The sequence below is a fragment of the Kitasatospora sp. NPDC056138 genome, assembly GCF_042264695.1.
Classification (GTDB): domain Bacteria; phylum Actinomycetota; class Actinomycetes; order Streptomycetales; family Streptomycetaceae; genus Kitasatospora.
This window is the reverse complement of sequence record NZ_JBHJVK010000039.1, coordinates 16,546-33,686: the sequence shown is the minus strand read 5'-3', so window position 1 is coordinate 33,686 and position 17,141 is coordinate 16,546. Positions and strand designations below refer to the sequence as shown.

Below are 17,141 nucleotides of genomic sequence, written 5' to 3'. Positions count from 1 at the left end.
TGTCAGATCGCCGGTGCGTCTGCGGTGCCACGGACCGGCACGAAGCGCACCCGGACGCCGGGGGCGAGCAGCGCCGGGGGCTCGCGCCGGATGTCCCAGAGGGTGAGCGCGGTGCGGCCCAGGAGCTGCCAGCCGCCGGGGGAGGCGCGCGGGTAGACCCCGGTGAACGGGCCTGCCAGTGCGACCGATCCGGCCGGCACGGAGCTGCGCGGAGTCTCGCGGCGGGGCACTTCGTAGCGTTCCGGCAGGCCGGTCAGGTAGCCGAAGCCCGGGGCGAATCCGCAGAACGCCACCCGGTACTCGGGCTCGCTGTGGATCCGGACCGCCGCCTGCGGCGAGACGCCCCACAGCGCGGCGACCTCGGCCAGGTCGGCTCCGTCGTAGACCGTCGGCACCTCCACCAGCGGGCCCTCTGCGGGCGGGTGCAGGGGGATCGACCACCCGGCCAGCGTCCGCAGCAGGAGCGGGCGGTCGGCGACGCCGTCCAGCAGCACGGTTCGCGCGGCGGGCACGATCTCGGTGATCTCCGGGAGTTCGGCCCGCCGGGCCAGCAGCTCGACGTACAGCGCGGTCACCCGCTCGATCCGGTCGGCTTCCACCAGCACGGCGTCCTCGCCGACCTGGCGCAACGTCAAACCTTCTGCCATGGAACGCCACCCCCTGTCGTCGTCACCGAACCCCCCTGCCGTGCCGCGCCCTTGCCCTTGTTCCCGCCCTGCCGGCGCCGGTGCCAGCGCCGGTGCCTGGACCCGTGCCGCTCCGCCGGATCCTGTCAGGAGAACGGTTCGACCCGCACGCCGGCCGAGGCCAGTGCGCCGCGCACCCGCCAGGCCAGCTGGGCTGCGCCGGGCGTATCGCCGTGCACGCAGAGCGAACGGGCCTCGACCGCGACCGGTTCGCCGCCGACGGCGGTGACCAGGCCGTCCCGGGCGATGCCCACGGCGCGCGCGATCACCGCTTCCGGGTCGTGCACCACGGCCTCCGGGTCGCGGCGCGGTACCAGGGTGCCCGCCCAGGTGTAGGCCCGGTCGGCGAACGCCTCGGCGACCACCGGCAGTCCGACGCCCTCGGCCACCGCCAGCAGCCGCGAGCCGGGCAGTCCGAGTACGGGCAGCGGCCCGTCGCAGACCGCTCCGGCCCGCAGCACCCCCGCCACCACCGCCTCCGCCTGCTCGGAGTCGCCCACCACCTTGTTGTAGAGCGCGCCGTGCGGCTTCACGTACGAGACCCGGGAGCCGGCCGCGCGGGCGAAGACCTGGAGTGCGCCGATCTGGTAGGCGATCTCGTCGGCGAGCTCCTCCGGCGGGACGTCCATCGCCCGGCGCCCGAACCCGGCCAGGTCGCGGTACGAGACCTGGGCGCCGATCCGCACCCCGCGTTCGGCGGCCAGCGCGCAGACCCGGCGCATGATGGAGGGGTCGCCGGCGTGGAAGCCGCAGGCCACGTTGGCGCTGGTCACCACGGAGAGCAGGGCCTCGTCGTCGGTCAGGCTCCAGCGTCCGAATCCCTCGCCGAGATCCGCATTGAGATCGATCACCGCATCGGCCACGCCACGCCCGCCTCCCGCGTCCTGCTGCCGCGCCTGCCCAGGCCCGCTGTTCGGGTTGATGGTAGGGCCTGGCCGGTGGCCGGGGTGAACGTGACCCGGTAGGGGAGCGTGCACCGGGCCGCCACGCGCTCCGCCGAGTGGTGGAACCCGCTACGGCTCCGCATTCGCTTGGCAGTTGCACGGCACGCGCACGGCCTGCAGGGTCAGGCCGTCGGCGAGGGGCCGGCCTGCCGGGCGCCGGCCCGCTCCAGACGCCGGATCCCGCGCAGCACGATCAGCAGCGGCAGCACGCCCACGATGCCGAACGACATATCGATGAATCGCCAGTACAGCGGAATGTCGCGCAGCGGACCGCAGATCAGTGCCAGCGGGACGACCCCGGCGCAGGCGATCACCGCCCACTTGATCACCCGGACATTGCGCCCGGATCCTGGACCGGCCCCCGGAAGGCGACCGCGATCACGGGGTGCGCGAAGGCCGGCCAGTCGGTGCCGTAGGCGATGAAGGGGTAGCGCGCCGGTGTCGGCCAGTTTGTCGCGCACCCGCTCCGCCCAGGCGGTCGCCTCCGGGAAGGCGCCGCCGAGCGGTGAGCCGCCGATCAGGTCGGCCAGCCGGCGCGACTCGGTCCGCAGCGGGAAGGCGGTCGGCCCGCTGGCCACCAGGCAGACCACGAAGATCCACAGCCAGGTCCTGATCCGCCGCAGTTCGAGGGCTCCGGCTCCGGCGCTCCCGCCCCGGCTCTGTCCGTCCGCCGGTCCCATGACCGGCAGTTTCTGTCACGATCATGTCCCGCATGTGTCGGAGCGGCGGCCGGGCCTCCCGCCCGCTCGCCTCGCGGCCGACTCCAGCCCTCGAATTGAACGCGTTCAACTCGATCTCGGGCCGCCGGGAGCCGGGACGACCGGGCTCGTTTCGGACCTTCCCGGGGTAAACCTCTAATCTTGTCCCCCGTGACCGCCATCGCAGATCAGAGCGCCGAGCACGAGCTCCGGCCGCCCGCCGCAGCCGCCCGGCCCGCCCCGGGCCCGGCCGCCGACGAAGGGCTCGCCCGCCGACTCAAGGCGCTGGCCTGCACGGCCCCGCTGCACGACCTCGACAGCCGCAAGGTCAACCTGGCCGGCGAGTACGGCTCGTACACCATGGCCGAGGTCGGCCTGGCCGTGATCGACCTGGTCACGCTCAACATGGACTTCGACACCGGAGCCGACCGGGACGCCGTACTGGCCCGCCTGCTGCCCCGGGTCGCCGCGCAGAACCCGGCCCGCACCGCCACCGAGCACGAACGGGTCGCCCGCTGGGTGCTGGAGTCGCTGATCAACGTCGGCAGCGTCGACCGGGGCTTCCGCGCGGTCTACGGCACCTTCGCCGCCGACGGTGCCTACATCAGGCGCGACTACGACTTCAAACTGATCGAGGAAGTGCCCGGTCCCGACGGCGGCGTCTACCTGCGCACCACCGACGAAGCGGTCAACGTCCTGGTCGGCGCGCTCGACACCGACGTGACGTCCGCCCAGATCGCCGCCGAGGTCAAGCTGGAGGTGCTGATCCGCCGAGGGCGGCTCGCCGACGCCCAGCTCGCCGCCGAGCAGGCCCGCTACCGCACCGTCCAGTACGCCGAGACGCTGCGCCGCGCCCTGGAAGCCACCCGCCGCAACGTCCGCGCGGTGGACTGGATGCAGGCCATCCCCGACCTGATCGACGAGGCGCTCGACCACATCGCCGACCGGTACCGGCACGAGAACGCGATCCTCACCAACATCCGCAAGGCCCGCGACGAGACCGAGGAGCCGGAGCACAAGCGCCGCGCCGCCGAACTGGTCGACATCGTCAAGGACTGCATCCGCCGCCACACCCAGCTGCAGACCCGCCTGCTGGAGGCCGGCCCGCTGTTCCGCGCGGAGCAGGACCGCCAGGCCTTCGCCACGCCCAGCGCGCGCAGCGGCATCGACCTCTACGGCCAGCTGCTCGCCCCGCTGCTCGGCCTGCCGATAGCCGAGGCCACCCGGCCGACCGACGCCTTCTTCACCCGGGGCATCGGCCTGCGCACCCCGGTCTCGGTGCGCGTCGCCGACCTGGTCGACCTGCTGTTCACCCCGCCCGTCGAGCGGGAGCACCTCGGCGCCGAGCTGCCCGACCCCGACCTGGTGGCCACCCCCGACGACAGCCGCTTCTCCGAGGCCCAGCTGGAGGCCGCGCTGGAGCTGCTCGACCTCCCCGCCGACGCCCCCCGACGCCTCTCCGGCCTGCTCGCCGAGGCCCGTCGGCAGGATCCGGAACTCCCTTACCTGGTCGCCCTGCTGGCCGTGCACGCCGCGAGCCCGCCGGTCGGCACCGCGTACCGGCAGGGCGAGGAGCGCCTGCTCTTCGCGGTGGACGACGGCACCCGGCTGGACGACCCCGAGTTCGGCGGTGCGGACCTGATCGTCGGCAGTGCCATGCTCGACGCCGTCGGCATGGCGGCCGACCGCAAGGACGCAAGCTGATGACCGGCCGTCAGCCGACGGCGCCCACGGCGGCACGGCCCACGACGGCGAGTCCCACGGCGGCGAGGCCCAGGATGGAGACGGCCCGGGGGCGCGGGGAACCGCGCACTGCGGAAGGCCGCCGTGGTCCGGCCGGTACCGGACGTCAACCGGCGGGCCTCAAGGGGCGCGGGGAACCGCGCGGGTCGGAGGGCCGGCGCCGTGCGCTCGGGGCCGGACGTCAACCGGCGCCCCGCGTCCGCGCGCTGGGCCGGTGCCGCTTGCCCTCCGGGAGACGGTGCGGCACGGACGCCTTCCGTTTCGCGCAGTTCCCCGCGCCCGCCGTGGCTCGCCGCCGGCACCCCGCGCCCCCCGTGGCTCGCCGCCGGCCCGTGAGCCGTCCAGTTCCTCCCCGTACCACCCGCAAGGAGCACCGTCCGTGATCACTCACCCCGACGCGAACTGGGCGGCCGATCCCGAGCCCGCCCCGGCCCCGATCACGCCCGCAGACGTCGCCGACGCCGCCCGGCTGGTCTCCTTCGGCCTGCAGGCCAAGCTGCTCCCGGCCCGCGACGCGGAGTACGCCGAGCTGATCCGCCGTCACCGTGAGGACCTGGCCTTCGCCAGGCTGGCCGACGCCGTCGCGACCGGTATGGGCCTGGTGGTGCTGGAGGTCTCCCCGCGTGCGGGGATGGCCGTCGCCGCCGCCGAGGAGTCCGTCTTCGCCGTGCGGATGGGCGACTACTCCCGCCGCGCCGCCGCCGAGTCCACCGACCGGTTCCTGCACGGCCTGGCACACCTGGCCGTCGCCGCGATGTCCTTCCCGCGCCCGGAGGACCTGGCCGACGACGGCTACCTCGGCCGGGTCAGCGTCAACGGCGTGGACGCCTTCGTCCGCCAGGCCTGCCGCCGGCTGGAAGAGCAGGCGGAGGCCGCGGGCGCGAACACCGACCCGGCCAGCGACGCGCCCGGTCTGGAGTCCGCCTGGCGGGTCTGGGCCCGACGCAGTGCCACCGGCGCCACCAAGGACGCCCGCCGCCTGGCCGGCTCGACCATCGGCATCGTCTCCAAGGCGGTGCTCTTCCTGGTCGACTCCGGCTTCCTGCAGAAGGTCTCGGACGACTCCGGCGGCACCTACCGCACCACCGCGCGCTACCAGCTCCAGGTCCGCGACCTGGCGGGTACCGCCGCGATGGCCGAGCTGCTCGACCTCGGTGTGGTCGCCGTCTCGGACGGTACCGCGAGCCTGCTGCCCGCCGACCACAGCGAGGACCTGGTCGCCGACGCCGGCCTGCCGTTCCACGCCCTCTGAACCACCCCGCCCGCACCCGGCCCGCACCCCGCACCGCCCGTCCGCACCGCCCGCCCGGCGTCACGGACTCCCGGCGTCACCCGCACTCCCGGCCCGGCCGCCCCCACGGCCCGGCTCCACCCTCTGATCAGCCCAGCTCCAGGAGAATCCGCACCTCATGTACGAGCTCAACCGGGTCCGCCTCTACTCGATCGGACCGGCCGGCGCCCGCTACGCCGACACGGTGCTCGACCTGCGCGGCGTCGGCGAACCGGTGCCCGAGCCCGCGCCGCAGCAGATCGGCCTGTTCGGCGCGGAGCCGGAAGGCCCGCAGCGCCGCCCCGCCCCCGCCGGTGTGCTCTTCCTGGAGAACGGCGGCGGCAAGTCCGTCCTGCTCAAGCTGATCTTCTCGGTGATGCTGCCCGGCCACCGCAACACCCTCGGCGGCGCCAGCTCCGGCGTGCTGCGCAAGTTCCTGCTCGCCGACGACTGCGGGCACGTGGCCCTGGAATGGCAGCACACCGTCACCGGTGAGCTGATCGTGGTCGGCAAGGTCAGCGAGTGGCGCGGCCGCCAGGTCTCCTCGGACCCGCGCAAGTTCGCCGAACTCTGGTACTCGTTCCGGCCGGGACCCGGTCTCACCCTCGACTCGCTCCCGGTCGCCGAGCGGATCAACCTGGCCGACCAGAAGGCCCGCGGCCGCCGCCGCACCATGAAGGGCTTCCGCGACGCCCTCACCGAGACCGGCAAGGGCCACCCGTACCTCGACCTCACCTTCGAGGACGGCCACGACCGCTGGACGGAACACCTCGGCGAGCTCGGCCTGGACCCCGAACTCTTCCGCTACCAGCGCGAGATGAACGCCGACGAGGGCGAGGCCGCCGGTCTCTTCGCGGTCAAGCACGACTCCGACTTCACCGACCTGCTGCTGCGCGCGGTCACCGACACCCGTGACACCGACGGCCTCGCCGACCTGGTGCACGGCTTCGCCGCCAAGCTCGGCCGCCGCGCCGAACTCACCGCCGAGCGCGACTTCACCGCGGGCTCGCTCGACCTGCTCCAGCGGATCGTCGACTGCACCACCGCCCGGGAGAGCGTCCGCGAGACCCACCGCAGCGCCGAGCGCCGTACCCGTCGACTGGCCCACGCGCTCGCCAGCCGCGCCGCCGCCGAACGCGACCGCGCCCAGGACCTCGCTGTCGAGGTCGCCGCAGCCGCGGGTGCCGTCACCGCCGCCGAGACCGACCGCACCCGGCACTCGCTGATCGTCGCCGAGCTGACCCACCGCCACGCCACCCTCGGCCTCGCCGCGGCCACCACCGAAGCCGCCGCCCTGCGCCGCGAGCTGATCGAGGCCCGGACGCTGCACTCCGCCTGGCAGGCCGCCGAGGCCGTGCTGCGCCACCGCGCCGCCGCCGACCGGGTGGCCCGGGTCGCCGCCGCGATCCGCGAGGCCGAGCTGGATGCCGCCCCGGCGCTCGCCGCCCGCGCCAAGGCCGCGGGCGCCCTCGCCCGTGCGCTGGAGACCGCCGCCGTCGCCGCCGAGACCCGCGCCGACCAGGAGGAGCTGCGCGCCGAGGAGCTGCAGTCCGACGGCTCCACCGCCCAGGCCGAGGCCACCGCCGCCGCCACGGCCGCCCAGAAGGCCCGCAGCGAGGACGAGCACCTGCGCCAGCGCCTCGCCGAGGTCGAGCAGGAGACCCAGGCGGCGGTCGAGGCCGGCTGGATCGACGCCGAGGCCGACGAGCCCGACCCGGCCCGCGCCGCACTGTTCGCCGCCGACGCCGAGAAGGCCGCCGGCGTCGCGCTGGAGAAGGTCCGGGCCGTCGCCGAGCAGTCCGCCGCCCGGGTCCGGGAGGCCGCCGGTCTCGAGGCGAAGGCGGAACTCGCCGCCGCCCGCGCCAGCGACGCCCACACCGCCGCCCGGCGCGCCCTCGCCGCCGAACAGCGCACCGCCGCGCTGCTCGCCACCGAACCCCGGCTCGCCGACCTGTTCTCCCTGACGCCCTACCAGGAGGGCGCCGAGGAGGGCGAGGGCTTCCTCACCCCCGCCGTGCTCGACGCCACCGCCGACGACCTGCGCGAGCAGCTCGACCAGGCCATCGCCACCGCCGAGCGCACCCTCTTCGACCTCCGCACGGCGGCCGCCGACGACTCGCGCATCCTCGCCGCCCTCGGTGACGGCGGTCTGCTGCCGCCGGGTCCGGACGTGCTCGCCACCGTCGAGTACCTCGGTGAGCACGGCATCCCCGCGCTGCCCGGCTGGCGCTACCTGGCCCAGTCCGTCGACCCGGCCGACCACGACGCGATCCTCGCCGCCCGTCCCGAACTGGTCGACGGCGTGGTCGTCACCGACCCCGGCTCGCTCGACCGCGCCCGCGAGGCCCTGCAGAGCGCCGCCCTGCTGCCCCGCTCCACCGTCGCCGTCGGCACGGCGGCCGCGCTGATCGCCCCGATCGCGAACACCGACGAGCCCGTGTCCCACCCCTTCTTCGTCGTGCCGCCGAACCCGGCCATGCACGACGAGAGCGCCGCCGACGGCGAGCGCCGCGAGCTGCGCGCCCGCGCCACCGCCCGCGAGGAGCACATCCGCGAACTCGCCGCCCGCCTCGGCGGCGACCGCGCTCTCGCCGCCCGCCTCGCCTCCTGGCACGCCAGCTGCCCGCCCGGCACCCTGGCCGAACTCGCCGAGGCCGCCCAGGCCGCGGCAGTGGCCGCCGAGACCGCCGCCGCCGAACTCGCCACCCTGCGCGCCGAGCACGCCGAGGCCGAGACCGACCACGCCGCCGCGGCCGCCACCCACGAGGAGCACCGCGAGATCGCCCAGCGCGCCCGCCGCCGCGCCGACGCCCTGGCCGGACTCGCCTTCCGGCTGCGCGAGCGCGCCAACTGGGCCCGCCGCCGCCGCGAACTCACCGAGGACGCCGCCGAGTGCGAGCGCCGGCAGGCCGTCTGCGCCGAGCGGGCCCGCACCTGCGACGAGGACCGCCGTGCCGCCCAGCGCGCCGCCGACGACGCCCGCCGCACCGCCCGCACCCTGCGCGCCGAACGCGCCGAGATCTCCGCCGGTACCGAGACCGACGAGCCGGACCAGGCCCCCGCCTCGCTGCCCACCCTGCGGGAGGCGTACCGGTCGGCGTCCCAGCTGTACGAGAAGGTCGGCGTCGGCGCCGACCTGCGCGCCGAACAGGCCCGTGCCGAAGGCGACGAGGCGGCCGCCGCCACCGAACTCGACCGGCTCACCAACAAGGTCCGCACCCGGGCCGAGGAGCTGCTCTCCAGCCCCGACGGCGCCGACGGCCCCGCCCGCCAGGCGGCGGCCGCCCGTGCCGAGGAGCTGGTCGCCACCATCGAGGCCCGCTCCGCCACCGCCAGCGAGCAACTCGGCCGCCTGCGCGGCGAGGCCGAGCGCTCCGCTCCCGCCGACGGCGCCGAGGCCCACACCGAGCTGCCCGAGGACCTCGTCCCCACCGACCCCGAGCACGCCCAGACCCTGCTGCGCACCGCCACCTCGCTGCTCGCCGAGCGCCGCGAGCAGGTCGAGACGGCCAGGACCGAGTACGCCGACCTGCAGCGCACGCTGGACGCCGCGCAGAGCGCCGCCGCCGACTTCGACGAAGCCGCCGGCCAGCTCCGCGACGGCCTGCGCGACAACCCCGAGGAGCCCGAGCAGAGTTCGGAGCCGTACCTGGGCAGCCTCGCCGAGGCCCGCAGCACCGCGAACGAGACCCGCCGCACCCTGCGCGCCGCGGCCACCGAGCTGACCGCCGCCGAACTCGCCGTCCGCGATGCCGCCGACGCCCTGATCCGGCACGCCAACGCGGCCCGGTACGAGGCCGTCCGCACCCCCGCGCGCCAGCAGATCCGTGAGCTGCCCGCCGCCGCCCTGCCCGACCACGCCGCCGCCTGGGCCGCCGCCTTCGCGCCCCGACTGCGCGTCCTGAGCGACGAGTTGACGCAGCTGGAGCGCAACCGCGGGTCCATCGTGGACCGCCTGCGCGGGCTGGTGGAGAGCTCGCTCGCCACCCTGCGGGCGGCCCAGCGGCTCTCCCGGCTGCCCGAGGGCCTGGGGGAGTGGTCGGGGCAGGAGTTCCTGCGGATCCGCTTCGAGGACCCGGACCACGCGCTGCTGGTCGAACGCCTCGGCGAGGTCATCGACGAGGCCACCCGGGCCGCCGTCAGGAAGAACTCCGACCTGCGCCGGGACGGCATGTCCCTGCTGCTGCGCGGAGTCGCCGCGGCGATCGGCCCCAAGGGCGTCAGCGTCGAGATCCTCAAGCCGGACGCCGTGCTGCGCGCCGAGCGCGTCGGCGTCGGCCAGATGTCCGACGTCTTCTCCGGCGGCCAGCTGCTCACCGCCGCCATCGCGCTCTACTGCACGATGGCCGCGCTGCGCGCCAACGACCGGGGCCAGTCCCAGCTGCGCCACGCCGGAACGCTCTTCCTGGACAACCCGATCGGTCGCGCCAACGCCACCTACCTGCTGGAGCTCCAGCGAGCGGTGGCAGACGCCCTCGGCGTCCAGCTGATCTACACCACCGGCCTGTTCGACACCACGGCGCTGGCGGAGTTCCCGCTGGTCATCCGGCTGCGCAACGACGCCGACCTGAGGGCCGGACTCAAGTACATCTCGGTCGAGGAACACCTCCGCCCCGGCCTGCCGGCGCCCCAGGACCCGGACGGCCCGACCATCCACGGCGAGATCACCGCCACCCGGATGTTCAAGCGTCCGGCGGAGGCGGCAACCGTCTGAGCACAGCCCTCCAGGGGCCGGGTCGGCCCCTGGAGGTGCAACGCGTGCCGTTCGGCCGGACGGACAATCAAGACAATCAAGACGGCCGCGACGGCCGGGTCCCGGACCCGGGGGCAGAACGGTCGCAGCCGGTACGGCAGCCGGACTCCCCGCCGGCGACGGGACCGCGCGGCCGCGGTGATCGCGCCCGCCGGGGCTCGGTAGCATCGGTCCACGAGAGGTCGGAGGGCCCGGAACTCCGCCCGCACCGGACACTTGGGGGCAGGATGCTGGTACTTGCACAGGTCAGCGACGTACATCTCGGCCAGGACCGGGAGGGCGACGGCGGCGAGCGGGCGGCGGCCAGGACCGCCAGGGTGATGGACTACCTGAACGGACTGCCGGGCGAGTTGGACGCCGTCCTGGTCACGGGCGACATCGCCGACCAGGGCCTGCCCGCCGAGTACGAGACGGCGGCCAAGCTGCTGGACTCCCGCCACACCGTCCTCACCTGTCCCGGGAACCACGACGTCCGCGAGGCCTACCGGGCCGGGCTGCTCGGCGAGGAGGCCGCCGGCGGCCCGGTGAACCGGGTGCACGAGCTGCCGGGGGCGACGGTGCTGATGTGCGACTCCAGCATCCCCGGCCGGCACGACGGACTGCTGGACGACGAGACCCTGGACTGGATGGACCGGCAGCTCGCCGCCCGCCCCGAGGTGCCGGCCCTGGTCGCCTTCCACCACCCGCCGGTGGCGCTGCACGTCCCGTACGTGGACGAGATCAGGCAGTTCGGCGAGGAGCGCCTGGCCGAGCTGCTCGGCCGCCACCCGCGGGTCGTCGCGCTGCTCTGCGGGCACTCGCACACCCCGGCGGCGACCACCTTCGCCGGACTGCCGTTGCTGGTCGCCCCCGGAGTGGTCTCCACCGTCAACCTCCCCTGGGAGGAGGGCGGGACGGTCACCTTCGACCACCCGCCCATGGTGGCGTTCCACGTCCTCGACGACGAGCGCCGGTTGACCACGCACTACCGTCCCGTGGTCTGATCCGGTCCGGTCCGGTCCGGCCCGCCCGGCCGGCCGGGCCCGGCGCCGGTGGGCACCCAGGCCGCGCTGCGCCCGCGCAGCGTGTGCAGGAGGGCGGCTCCGGCGGCGATGCTCATCAGCACGTTGGCGCGGACCACCTCGATCCGCCAGCGCGTTCGGCTGACCCGGGGCAGCAGCACGTGCCAGAGCCAGAGCGGCGCGAGCAGCGGCAGGACGTGCCAGGGCCGGATCCGCCCGGGGCAGCAGTACATCATCACCAGCGGCGGCAGCGGTGCGGCGAAGACGTTGACGGCCGTCGCCAGGTAGCCGACGACCCCCTCGTAGAAGCAGGCCCGCATCCGCCAGGGTGGGCCGATCCGGCGCAGCGAGGTGCCGCCGAGCAGGTGCAGGTTGCCCATCGCCCAGCGGTACTGCTGGTTGACGAAGGAACCGAGGCTGTCCGGCGAGGTGCCCTTGGCGACCAGGACGGGGACGTAGAGCGTGCGGAACCCGCGCTCGAAGAGGGCGGGTCCGGTGTACATGTCCTCGCTGTGCTCCAGCCTGGCGAAGCCGCCCGCGGCGTCGATGGCGCTGCGCCGGTAGACGGCGTTGCTGCCGCAGCAGATCGCGGCGTCGCTGGCGTCCCTGGAGGGCTGGATCCAGCGGAAGAACCACTCCTGCGCGGAGCCTGCGGCGCGCTGGATCCACCCCATGGACCCGTCGGTGTCGAAGCACTGCGGGCTCTGCACGATGCCGGTCCGGCGGTCGGCGAAGTAGGGCAGCAGGTGGTGCAGGAAGTCGGGGCGGGGTGCGAAGTCGGCGTCCAGGACGGCGACGTACTCGGCGCTGCCGAGGGTGAGCGCGTGGTTGAGGTTGCCGGCCTTCTTCAGGTGGCCCCGGTCGGGCCGGACGACGTACCGGTAGCCGTGCGCGGTGGCGAGCTCGGCGACCTCGGGTCGGTCGCCGTCGTCGAGGACCCAGACGGTGAGGGCGCCCGGCGCCCGTACGGCGGCCACCGCGCGGTAGGCGTTGGCGAGGACGTCCAGCGGTTCGCCGCAGGTCGGCAGGTAGAGGTCGACGCCGGGTGGCGCGGCGGGCTGCCAGGCCGCGACCAGTACCTCGTGCGAGTGCCGGGTCAGCCGGCGTCCGCGCAGGCCGTTGAGCGAGGAGAGCAGCAGCGCGAGCACGTTGAGTGCGAGGACGGCGAGGAACGGCCACAGGGCCGGGGTGCGCAGCGAGAAGGCGAGCATGGTCGCCGCGGTGAGCGAGAAGGCGAGCGAGGTGCAGATCGGCACCCAGCGGCGTTGCGGTCCGAAGTACCAGTAGAGCTCCCGGTCGTCGGGGGGTGCGGGAAGGTGATCGACAGTCATCTGGCCCCCACAGCCGTTCAGTTGACAACGTCGGGGAACAGGCTAGCCGATTGGTATAGACCATTTGTGTCCGACGGCCGTACCGGGGTGAACTCTTGCGCAACTCTGCCGGTCGGGGCCCGGAGATCGACTTGAAGAATTCTTCACATTCATAGATCCTGTACGCGTGACCGACGTGTTCGCCCAGGAGCTGCGCGATCAGCTCGCCCAGGCACGCCTCGACCTCGCGGCAGCCCACGAGGCCGGGGACGAGGACGGCGTCGAGGCGTACCGGGGCCGGATCACCAGCCTGCTGAGGATCGCCGCACGCCACAGCATCAAGGTCGCGCGCGAGGCGGACGACGAGGTGGAGGACGAGGACTGAGCCTCCCGGTGCCGCCGTACCGGGCCGGGGTCGGGTCCCTCCGCATCCTCGGTCGCCTGCTTCGGATCCCGCCCTCGAACTCCCGCCGGACGGCCCGCGACCAGCTCGCCGTGTCGCGGGCCGGATCCTCGCCGACCCGCTCGCCGGGGCCGCCGCGGGGCGGTGCCGCACCGGGGCCCGATCCGCATCGCGGAGGCCCTCCTCCGGGCGGGCTTCGTGATCCTGTCTCGCCCCCCCCGGCCGGCGCCGGCGCGCTCAGCCGGTCCGTTCAGCCGGTCCGTTCAGCCGGCGCGCTCAGTCGGCGCATCCGGCGCACCGTTCAGCCGGCCTGCTGCCCGGCGGCCCCGTCGGGGCAGTCCGCCGTACGTGCCCGCTGAGCCAGCACGCCGTTCAGTACGCCGTCCAGCAGTCCGGGGAAGAGCTCGTCCAGCTCGGCCCTGCGCAGCTCGCTCATCCGGGCCGTCCCCTTGCGGAACTGGCGGATCACCCCCGCCTCGCGCAGCACCTTGAAGTGGTGCGTACTGGTGGACTTGCTCACCGGCAGGCCGAACGCCTGGCAGGTCATCTCGTGCTGCCTGACCGCGAGTTCGGTGACGATCCGCAGGCGTACCGGGTCCGCGAACGCGTGCAGCACCGCCTCCAGCCGGATCTCCCCGGGGACGGGCTCCGGAAGCACGGACGGGCCCCCGACGGCGGCTGCGATGGTCTCGGTCACCTCTCGATAGTACGAGAGGAATCGTAGTTTGACAGCTGTCGTACTACGAGAGTTATCGTACGAGTGTCGTTCGGAACCCCTGCGCACCAGCCCAAGGAGCAGCCGTGAGTGCACTCTTCGAGCCGATCACCCTCCGCTCGCTGACCGTTCCCAACCGGATCTGGTTGGCCCCGATGTGCATGTACTCGGCGGCCGCCGAAGGCCCCGAGACCGGCGCCGCCACCGACTTCCACCTCGCGCACCTGGCGGCCCGTGCGGCGGGTGGCGCCGGTCTGGTGATGGTCGAGTTCACCGCCGTCCGCCCCGACGGCCGGATCTCGCCGTACGACCTGGGCCTGTGGAACGACCGCCAGCAGGAGCAGCTGGCCCGCACCGCCGCACTGATCAGGCAGCACGGCTCGGTCCCGGCGATCCAGCTGGCCCATGCCGGGCGCAAGGCGTCGCACGACAACCCCCGCCTGGGCGGTGCGCCGCTCCCGGTGGACCGGCTCGGTTGGCAGACGGTCGCCCCGTCCCCCGTCCCGTACGCCGCGGAGGGCCCGGTGCCGCACGAGCTGACCGTCGATGAGATCCGCGAACTGGTCACGGCCTTCGCCGACTCGGCGGAGCGGGCGCTGGCGGCGGGCTTCCAGGTGGTTGAGGTGCACGGTGCGCACGGCTACCTGATCCACCAGTTCCTCTCGCCGCTCAGCAACCACCGCACCGACGGGTACGGCGGCTCGTTCGCCGGGCGCGCCAGGTTCGCGCTGGAGGTGGTCGCGGCCGTCCGTGCCGTGTGGCCCGAGGAGCTGCCGGTGGTCTTCCGGGTCTCGGCCACCGACTGGGTCGACGACCGGCCGAGCTGGACGCCGGAGGAGACCGTCCTGCTGGCCAAGGAGCTCCGGACGGCCGGTGTCGACCTGGTCGACGTCTCCACCGGCGGGCTGACCCCCGACGCGAGGATCCCGGTCGGTCCCGGTTACCAGGTGCCGTTCGCCGAGCAGGTGCGCGCGGGCAGCGGCCTGGCCACCGGCACGGTCGGCCTGGTCACCGAACCCGCCCAGGCCGAGGAGATCGTGGCGAGCGGCCGGGCCGACGTGGTCTCGCTCGGCCGCGAGATGCTGCGCAACCCCTACTGGCCGCTGCACGCGGCCCGCGAGCTCGGCGCCGCCCGCCACTGGCCCGAGCAGTACGGCTTCGCCGTCGGCGACCGAGGCTGACCGCCGATCGGCCGGACGGGTGCCCCGGGCGCGCGGTCGGCGGCCCCCGGACCGCGAGCGCGCGGGCCGGGGGCTTCCGGTCGGTGGAGGGACGAGCGGTGGTCAGCACCACGGGGTGATGCTGGTGGTTCCGGCCGTGGTGACCTCGCCGCTCGCCACGTCGAGGACCACGACGGTCGCCGACCGGGGCTGGCTGCAGGTCGCGCTGTAGAAGGACTGCCAGCGCAGAGTTCCGGCGTCGGTGGCGGTCAGGCTGCCCAGCTGGGCCGCTTCGATCCCCGAGGTGCTGGCCCAGAACTGGACCTCGCCGCCAGGGCTCAGGCCGAAGCCGCGCGCCAACAGACGCCCGCTCGCCGGGCCGCCCAGCTGGGTGACCGTCACGCCGCCCTGTGGGGTGCCGCCGGGGAAGACCAGTCGGACGACCGCACTGGAGTTGTCACTGCGAGCCTGGTCGCGACGCGAAGGCAGGACGCAGACGTGGTCGGAGGGCCGGGTCTCGCGCCATACGAAGCCCAGCTTGCAGGTGTCCGGGCCGAACGGGCCGCCGCCCGGCTCCCGGTGGGAGGGGCCCGCCGCGTTCTCGGCGGCGGTCGCGGTGCGGTCCGCCGGGGTGACGCAGACCTGGTCGTCGGCGACGGCCGTCCGCCAGACGAAGCCCTGCTTGCAGGTGTACGGCCCGAAGGGCAGTTCGGTGGCGGCGGAGGCCCGGCCGGCGGGGGCGGCCGCCAGGGCGCCTGCCACGGCCAGGACCGCGGTGGCACAGCTCAGGCAGCGGCGCAGCGGCTTGCCCGTCTTCTTCGTCCAGATGTTCTTCCGCATGACTCCTCCTCCCGTGCCGCGGCAGCGCGGAGCGCACCGTGGTGGGTGGATGGCGATGGACCGCAGGGGTCCTCGGGGGTGTGTCGACGGGGTGCCCGGCGGTCTCCGCTCCGGGCCCGAGGAGCGGCGCCGCTCACTCGGCGCCGCCGGCTTCAGGTGGCGCGCGGCACGGGCCGCGGGTCCTTCCCCGGTACGAGGGTAGGCCGTTCGGCCGTACGGCGCACCCGGTGTCCCGCACGCGGCCCGTGCCGCGGGCCCGCGCGGCGTGCACCGCCGCCCGGCTTCCCGCGCCGCAACGGGCGCGTCACCCCTGGAGCGGAGTCCGGCCGGGGCCCCGGCGGCGGCCGGGCTCGCGGCTCCCGGACATCGGTGACGCCGAGTTGGGCCCGCGCATCCGCTGCGCGGCGATCTGACGCGAGATCAGGATCTCCAGCAGGCACCAGGCCGTCCCGAACACCCCGAGCCCGGTGGCCAGCAGAGCCGGTGCCAGCAGCCAGCTGCGCGCGTACGAGGCCAGGGTCGCCACCATCAGGCTCACCAAGGTGCACGAGAAGCTCAGCCACGCCCGGACGGCGGCCGACCGGACCTCGTCGGGCAGGCGGCGGCGTGCAGCGGACATCCAGGACCCCCAGGCGCGGACGGCATACCGGACCGAGGTGGCCCACTCCTCGCCGTGATGCGCCCCTCGTCGGGGTGACGCGCGTTGCGCCGCCCGAGCGACACACTGCCCCGTTCGGCGTCGATCATGCCCGCAAAACGCCGAATCATGCCCAAACCGGTCATGGGGATCAGTCCAAGGTCGCGTCCAGCTCTTCGAGCGCCCCGACCACGATCGTGCGCATCGCCGCTTCGGCCAGCTCCGGATCGCCCGCGCAGATCGCGTCGGCCACCTCCCGGTGCAACCGCACCGCGTACGGCCTCGGCTGATGAGGCATCAGCTGGTGTTCGGTCCGCCCGGTGAGGACCGCGCCGACGGTGTCGCCGAGATGCGCGAACATCTCGTTCCCGGAGGCCTTGAGGATGGTCGCGTGGAAGGCGATGTCGTGCTGCAGGAAGGTCTTCAGGTCGGCGGCGCGGGCGGTGACGGTCAGTTCGACGGCCAGCGCGCCCAGCTCGCGCCGCTGGTCGTCGGTGGCCTGACGGGCCGCCAGCGCCGCGGCGGCCGGTTCGACCGCCACCCTGAGCGAGCCGAGCGAACGCAGCTGGGCCGAGCGGTCCGCCCCGGCGAGCCGCCAGCGGATCACCAGCGGGTCGAAGACGTCCCAACCCGCCTTCGGCTGCACGGTGATGCCCACCCGGCGCTTCGAGGCGACCATCCGCATCGACTCCAGGATCCGCACCGCCTCGCGGACCACCGTGCGGGAGACGCCGTACCTGGTCTCCAGCTCCTCGCTGCGCAGCACCGTGCCGGACGGGATCTCGCCGGAGGCGATGGCTGGTCCGAGGTCTGCGAGGAGTCGGCCGGGCAGGCCCTGGATTTCCATCCGACCAGGGTAGAGGGCCCCGGTGCGGCGGCAGGCCGCCAGGCATAGAAAGTATGACGATTTAGTTTCGCCCTCTTGAATAAGTCATATCTTTACGTGAAGGTTGCACCCGAGCAGGCAGAACAGGAGCACCA

12 protein-coding genes and 2 pseudogenes are annotated in these 17,141 nt (G+C 74.3%); 6 read left to right on the top strand and 8 right to left on the bottom strand.

Annotated features, from left to right (window positions below):
- Positions 1-2: 2 nt before the first annotated feature.
- The 3 genes and pseudogenes from pxpB to ACFC1R_RS22850 all read right to left on the bottom strand — a co-directional run bounded on the left by pxpB (position 3) and on the right by ACFC1R_RS22850 (position 2,310).
- Positions 3-647: a 5-oxoprolinase subunit PxpB gene (gene pxpB / locus ACFC1R_RS22860; protein WP_375941376.1), complete on the bottom strand. Its 645-nt coding sequence runs from the start codon at positions 645-647 to the stop codon at positions 3-5.
- A gap of 125 nt (positions 648-772) precedes the next feature.
- Positions 773-1,549: a LamB/YcsF family protein gene (locus ACFC1R_RS22855; protein WP_045303628.1), complete on the bottom strand. Its 777-nt coding sequence runs from the start codon at positions 1,547-1,549 to the stop codon at positions 773-775.
- 203 nt (positions 1,550-1,752) lie between these two features.
- A pseudogene (locus ACFC1R_RS22850) lies at positions 1,753-2,310 on the bottom strand (hypothetical protein).
- Positions 2,311-2,499: 189 nt separating this feature from the next.
- Between ACFC1R_RS22850 and ACFC1R_RS22845 the strand changes: the two are divergent.
- The 4 genes from ACFC1R_RS22845 (at position 2,500) to ACFC1R_RS22830 (ending at position 11,077) form a co-directional block, all read left to right on the top strand.
- On the top strand, positions 2,500-4,032 hold the full coding sequence (locus ACFC1R_RS22845) for a hypothetical protein (protein WP_375941374.1): 1,533 nt from the start codon (positions 2,500-2,502) through the stop codon (positions 4,030-4,032).
- A gap of 418 nt (positions 4,033-4,450) precedes the next feature.
- Positions 4,451-5,323, top strand: coding sequence for a hypothetical protein (locus ACFC1R_RS22840; RefSeq protein WP_375941372.1), 873 nt, complete (start codon positions 4,451-4,453; stop codon positions 5,321-5,323).
- A gap of 157 nt (positions 5,324-5,480) precedes the next feature.
- On the top strand, positions 5,481-10,055 hold the full coding sequence (locus tag ACFC1R_RS22835; RefSeq protein WP_375941370.1) for a hypothetical protein: 4,575 nt from the start codon (positions 5,481-5,483) through the stop codon (positions 10,053-10,055).
- A 266-nt stretch (positions 10,056-10,321) separates the two neighbouring features.
- The gene (locus ACFC1R_RS22830) at positions 10,322-11,077 is read left to right on the top strand and encodes a phosphodiesterase (RefSeq protein WP_375941369.1); all 756 of its coding nucleotides are present in this window, start codon (positions 10,322-10,324) and stop codon (positions 11,075-11,077) included.
- A gap of 41 nt (positions 11,078-11,118) precedes the next feature.
- Here ACFC1R_RS22830 and ACFC1R_RS22825 read toward each other — a convergent pair.
- A pseudogene (locus ACFC1R_RS22825) lies at positions 11,119-12,426 on the bottom strand (glycosyltransferase family 2 protein); the annotation flags it as partial.
- A gap of 166 nt (positions 12,427-12,592) precedes the next feature.
- Between ACFC1R_RS22825 and ACFC1R_RS22820 the strand changes: the two are divergent.
- Complete coding sequence (locus ACFC1R_RS22820; protein WP_375941367.1) at positions 12,593-12,790, top strand: hypothetical protein; 198 nt, start codon at positions 12,593-12,595, stop codon at positions 12,788-12,790.
- A 319-nt stretch (positions 12,791-13,109) separates the two neighbouring features.
- On the opposite strand, the gene ACFC1R_RS22815 is transcribed toward ACFC1R_RS22820, so the two are convergent.
- Positions 13,110-13,505 carry an ArsR/SmtB family transcription factor gene (locus ACFC1R_RS22815; protein WP_375941365.1) on the bottom strand — a complete coding sequence of 132 codons (396 nt, stop codon included), beginning with the start codon at positions 13,503-13,505 and terminating at the stop codon, positions 13,110-13,112.
- A 104-nt stretch (positions 13,506-13,609) separates the two neighbouring features.
- Between ACFC1R_RS22815 and ACFC1R_RS22810 the strand changes: the two genes are divergently transcribed.
- Entirely contained in the window at positions 13,610-14,704 is a 1,095-nt protein-coding gene (locus tag ACFC1R_RS22810; protein ID WP_375941363.1) for an NADH:flavin oxidoreductase/NADH oxidase, read from the top strand.
- A 102-nt stretch (positions 14,705-14,806) separates the two neighbouring features.
- On the opposite strand, the gene ACFC1R_RS22805 is transcribed toward ACFC1R_RS22810, so the two are convergent.
- From ACFC1R_RS22805 to ACFC1R_RS22795, 3 genes are all read right to left on the bottom strand, one after another.
- On the bottom strand, positions 14,807-15,523 hold the full coding sequence (locus ACFC1R_RS22805; RefSeq protein WP_375941361.1) for a hypothetical protein: 717 nt from the start codon (positions 15,521-15,523) through the stop codon (positions 14,807-14,809).
- A 304-nt stretch (positions 15,524-15,827) separates the two neighbouring features.
- The gene (locus ACFC1R_RS22800; RefSeq protein WP_375941359.1) at positions 15,828-16,142 is read right to left on the bottom strand and encodes a hypothetical protein; all 315 of its coding nucleotides are present in this window, start codon (positions 16,140-16,142) and stop codon (positions 15,828-15,830) included.
- 169 nt (positions 16,143-16,311) lie between these two features.
- On the bottom strand, positions 16,312-17,007 hold the full coding sequence (locus ACFC1R_RS22795) for a FadR/GntR family transcriptional regulator (protein WP_375941357.1): 696 nt from the start codon (positions 17,005-17,007) through the stop codon (positions 16,312-16,314).
- Positions 17,008-17,141: the final 134 nt, after the last annotated feature.

What these genes read in the sequence shown, in the direction of transcription:
- ACFC1R_RS22800 (WP_375941359.1), bottom strand. Translation starts at nt 16,142, where the DNA reads ATGTCCGCTGCACGCCGCCGCCTGCCCGACGAGGTCCGGTCGGCCGCC.
- ACFC1R_RS22830 (WP_375941369.1), top strand. Translation starts at nt 10,322, where the DNA reads ATGCTGGTACTTGCACAGGTCAGCGACGTACATCTCGGCCAGGACCGG.
- ACFC1R_RS22805 (WP_375941361.1), bottom strand. Translation starts at nt 15,523, where the DNA reads ATGCGGAAGAACATCTGGACGAAGAAGACGGGCAAGCCGCTGCGCCGC.
- ACFC1R_RS22795 (WP_375941357.1), bottom strand. Translation starts at nt 17,007, where the DNA reads ATGGAAATCCAGGGCCTGCCCGGCCGACTCCTCGCAGACCTCGGACCA.
- ACFC1R_RS22835 (WP_375941370.1), top strand. Translation starts at nt 5,481, where the DNA reads ATGTACGAGCTCAACCGGGTCCGCCTCTACTCGATCGGACCGGCCGGC.
- pxpB (WP_375941376.1), bottom strand. Translation starts at nt 647, where the DNA reads ATGGCAGAAGGTTTGACGTTGCGCCAGGTCGGCGAGGACGCCGTGCTG.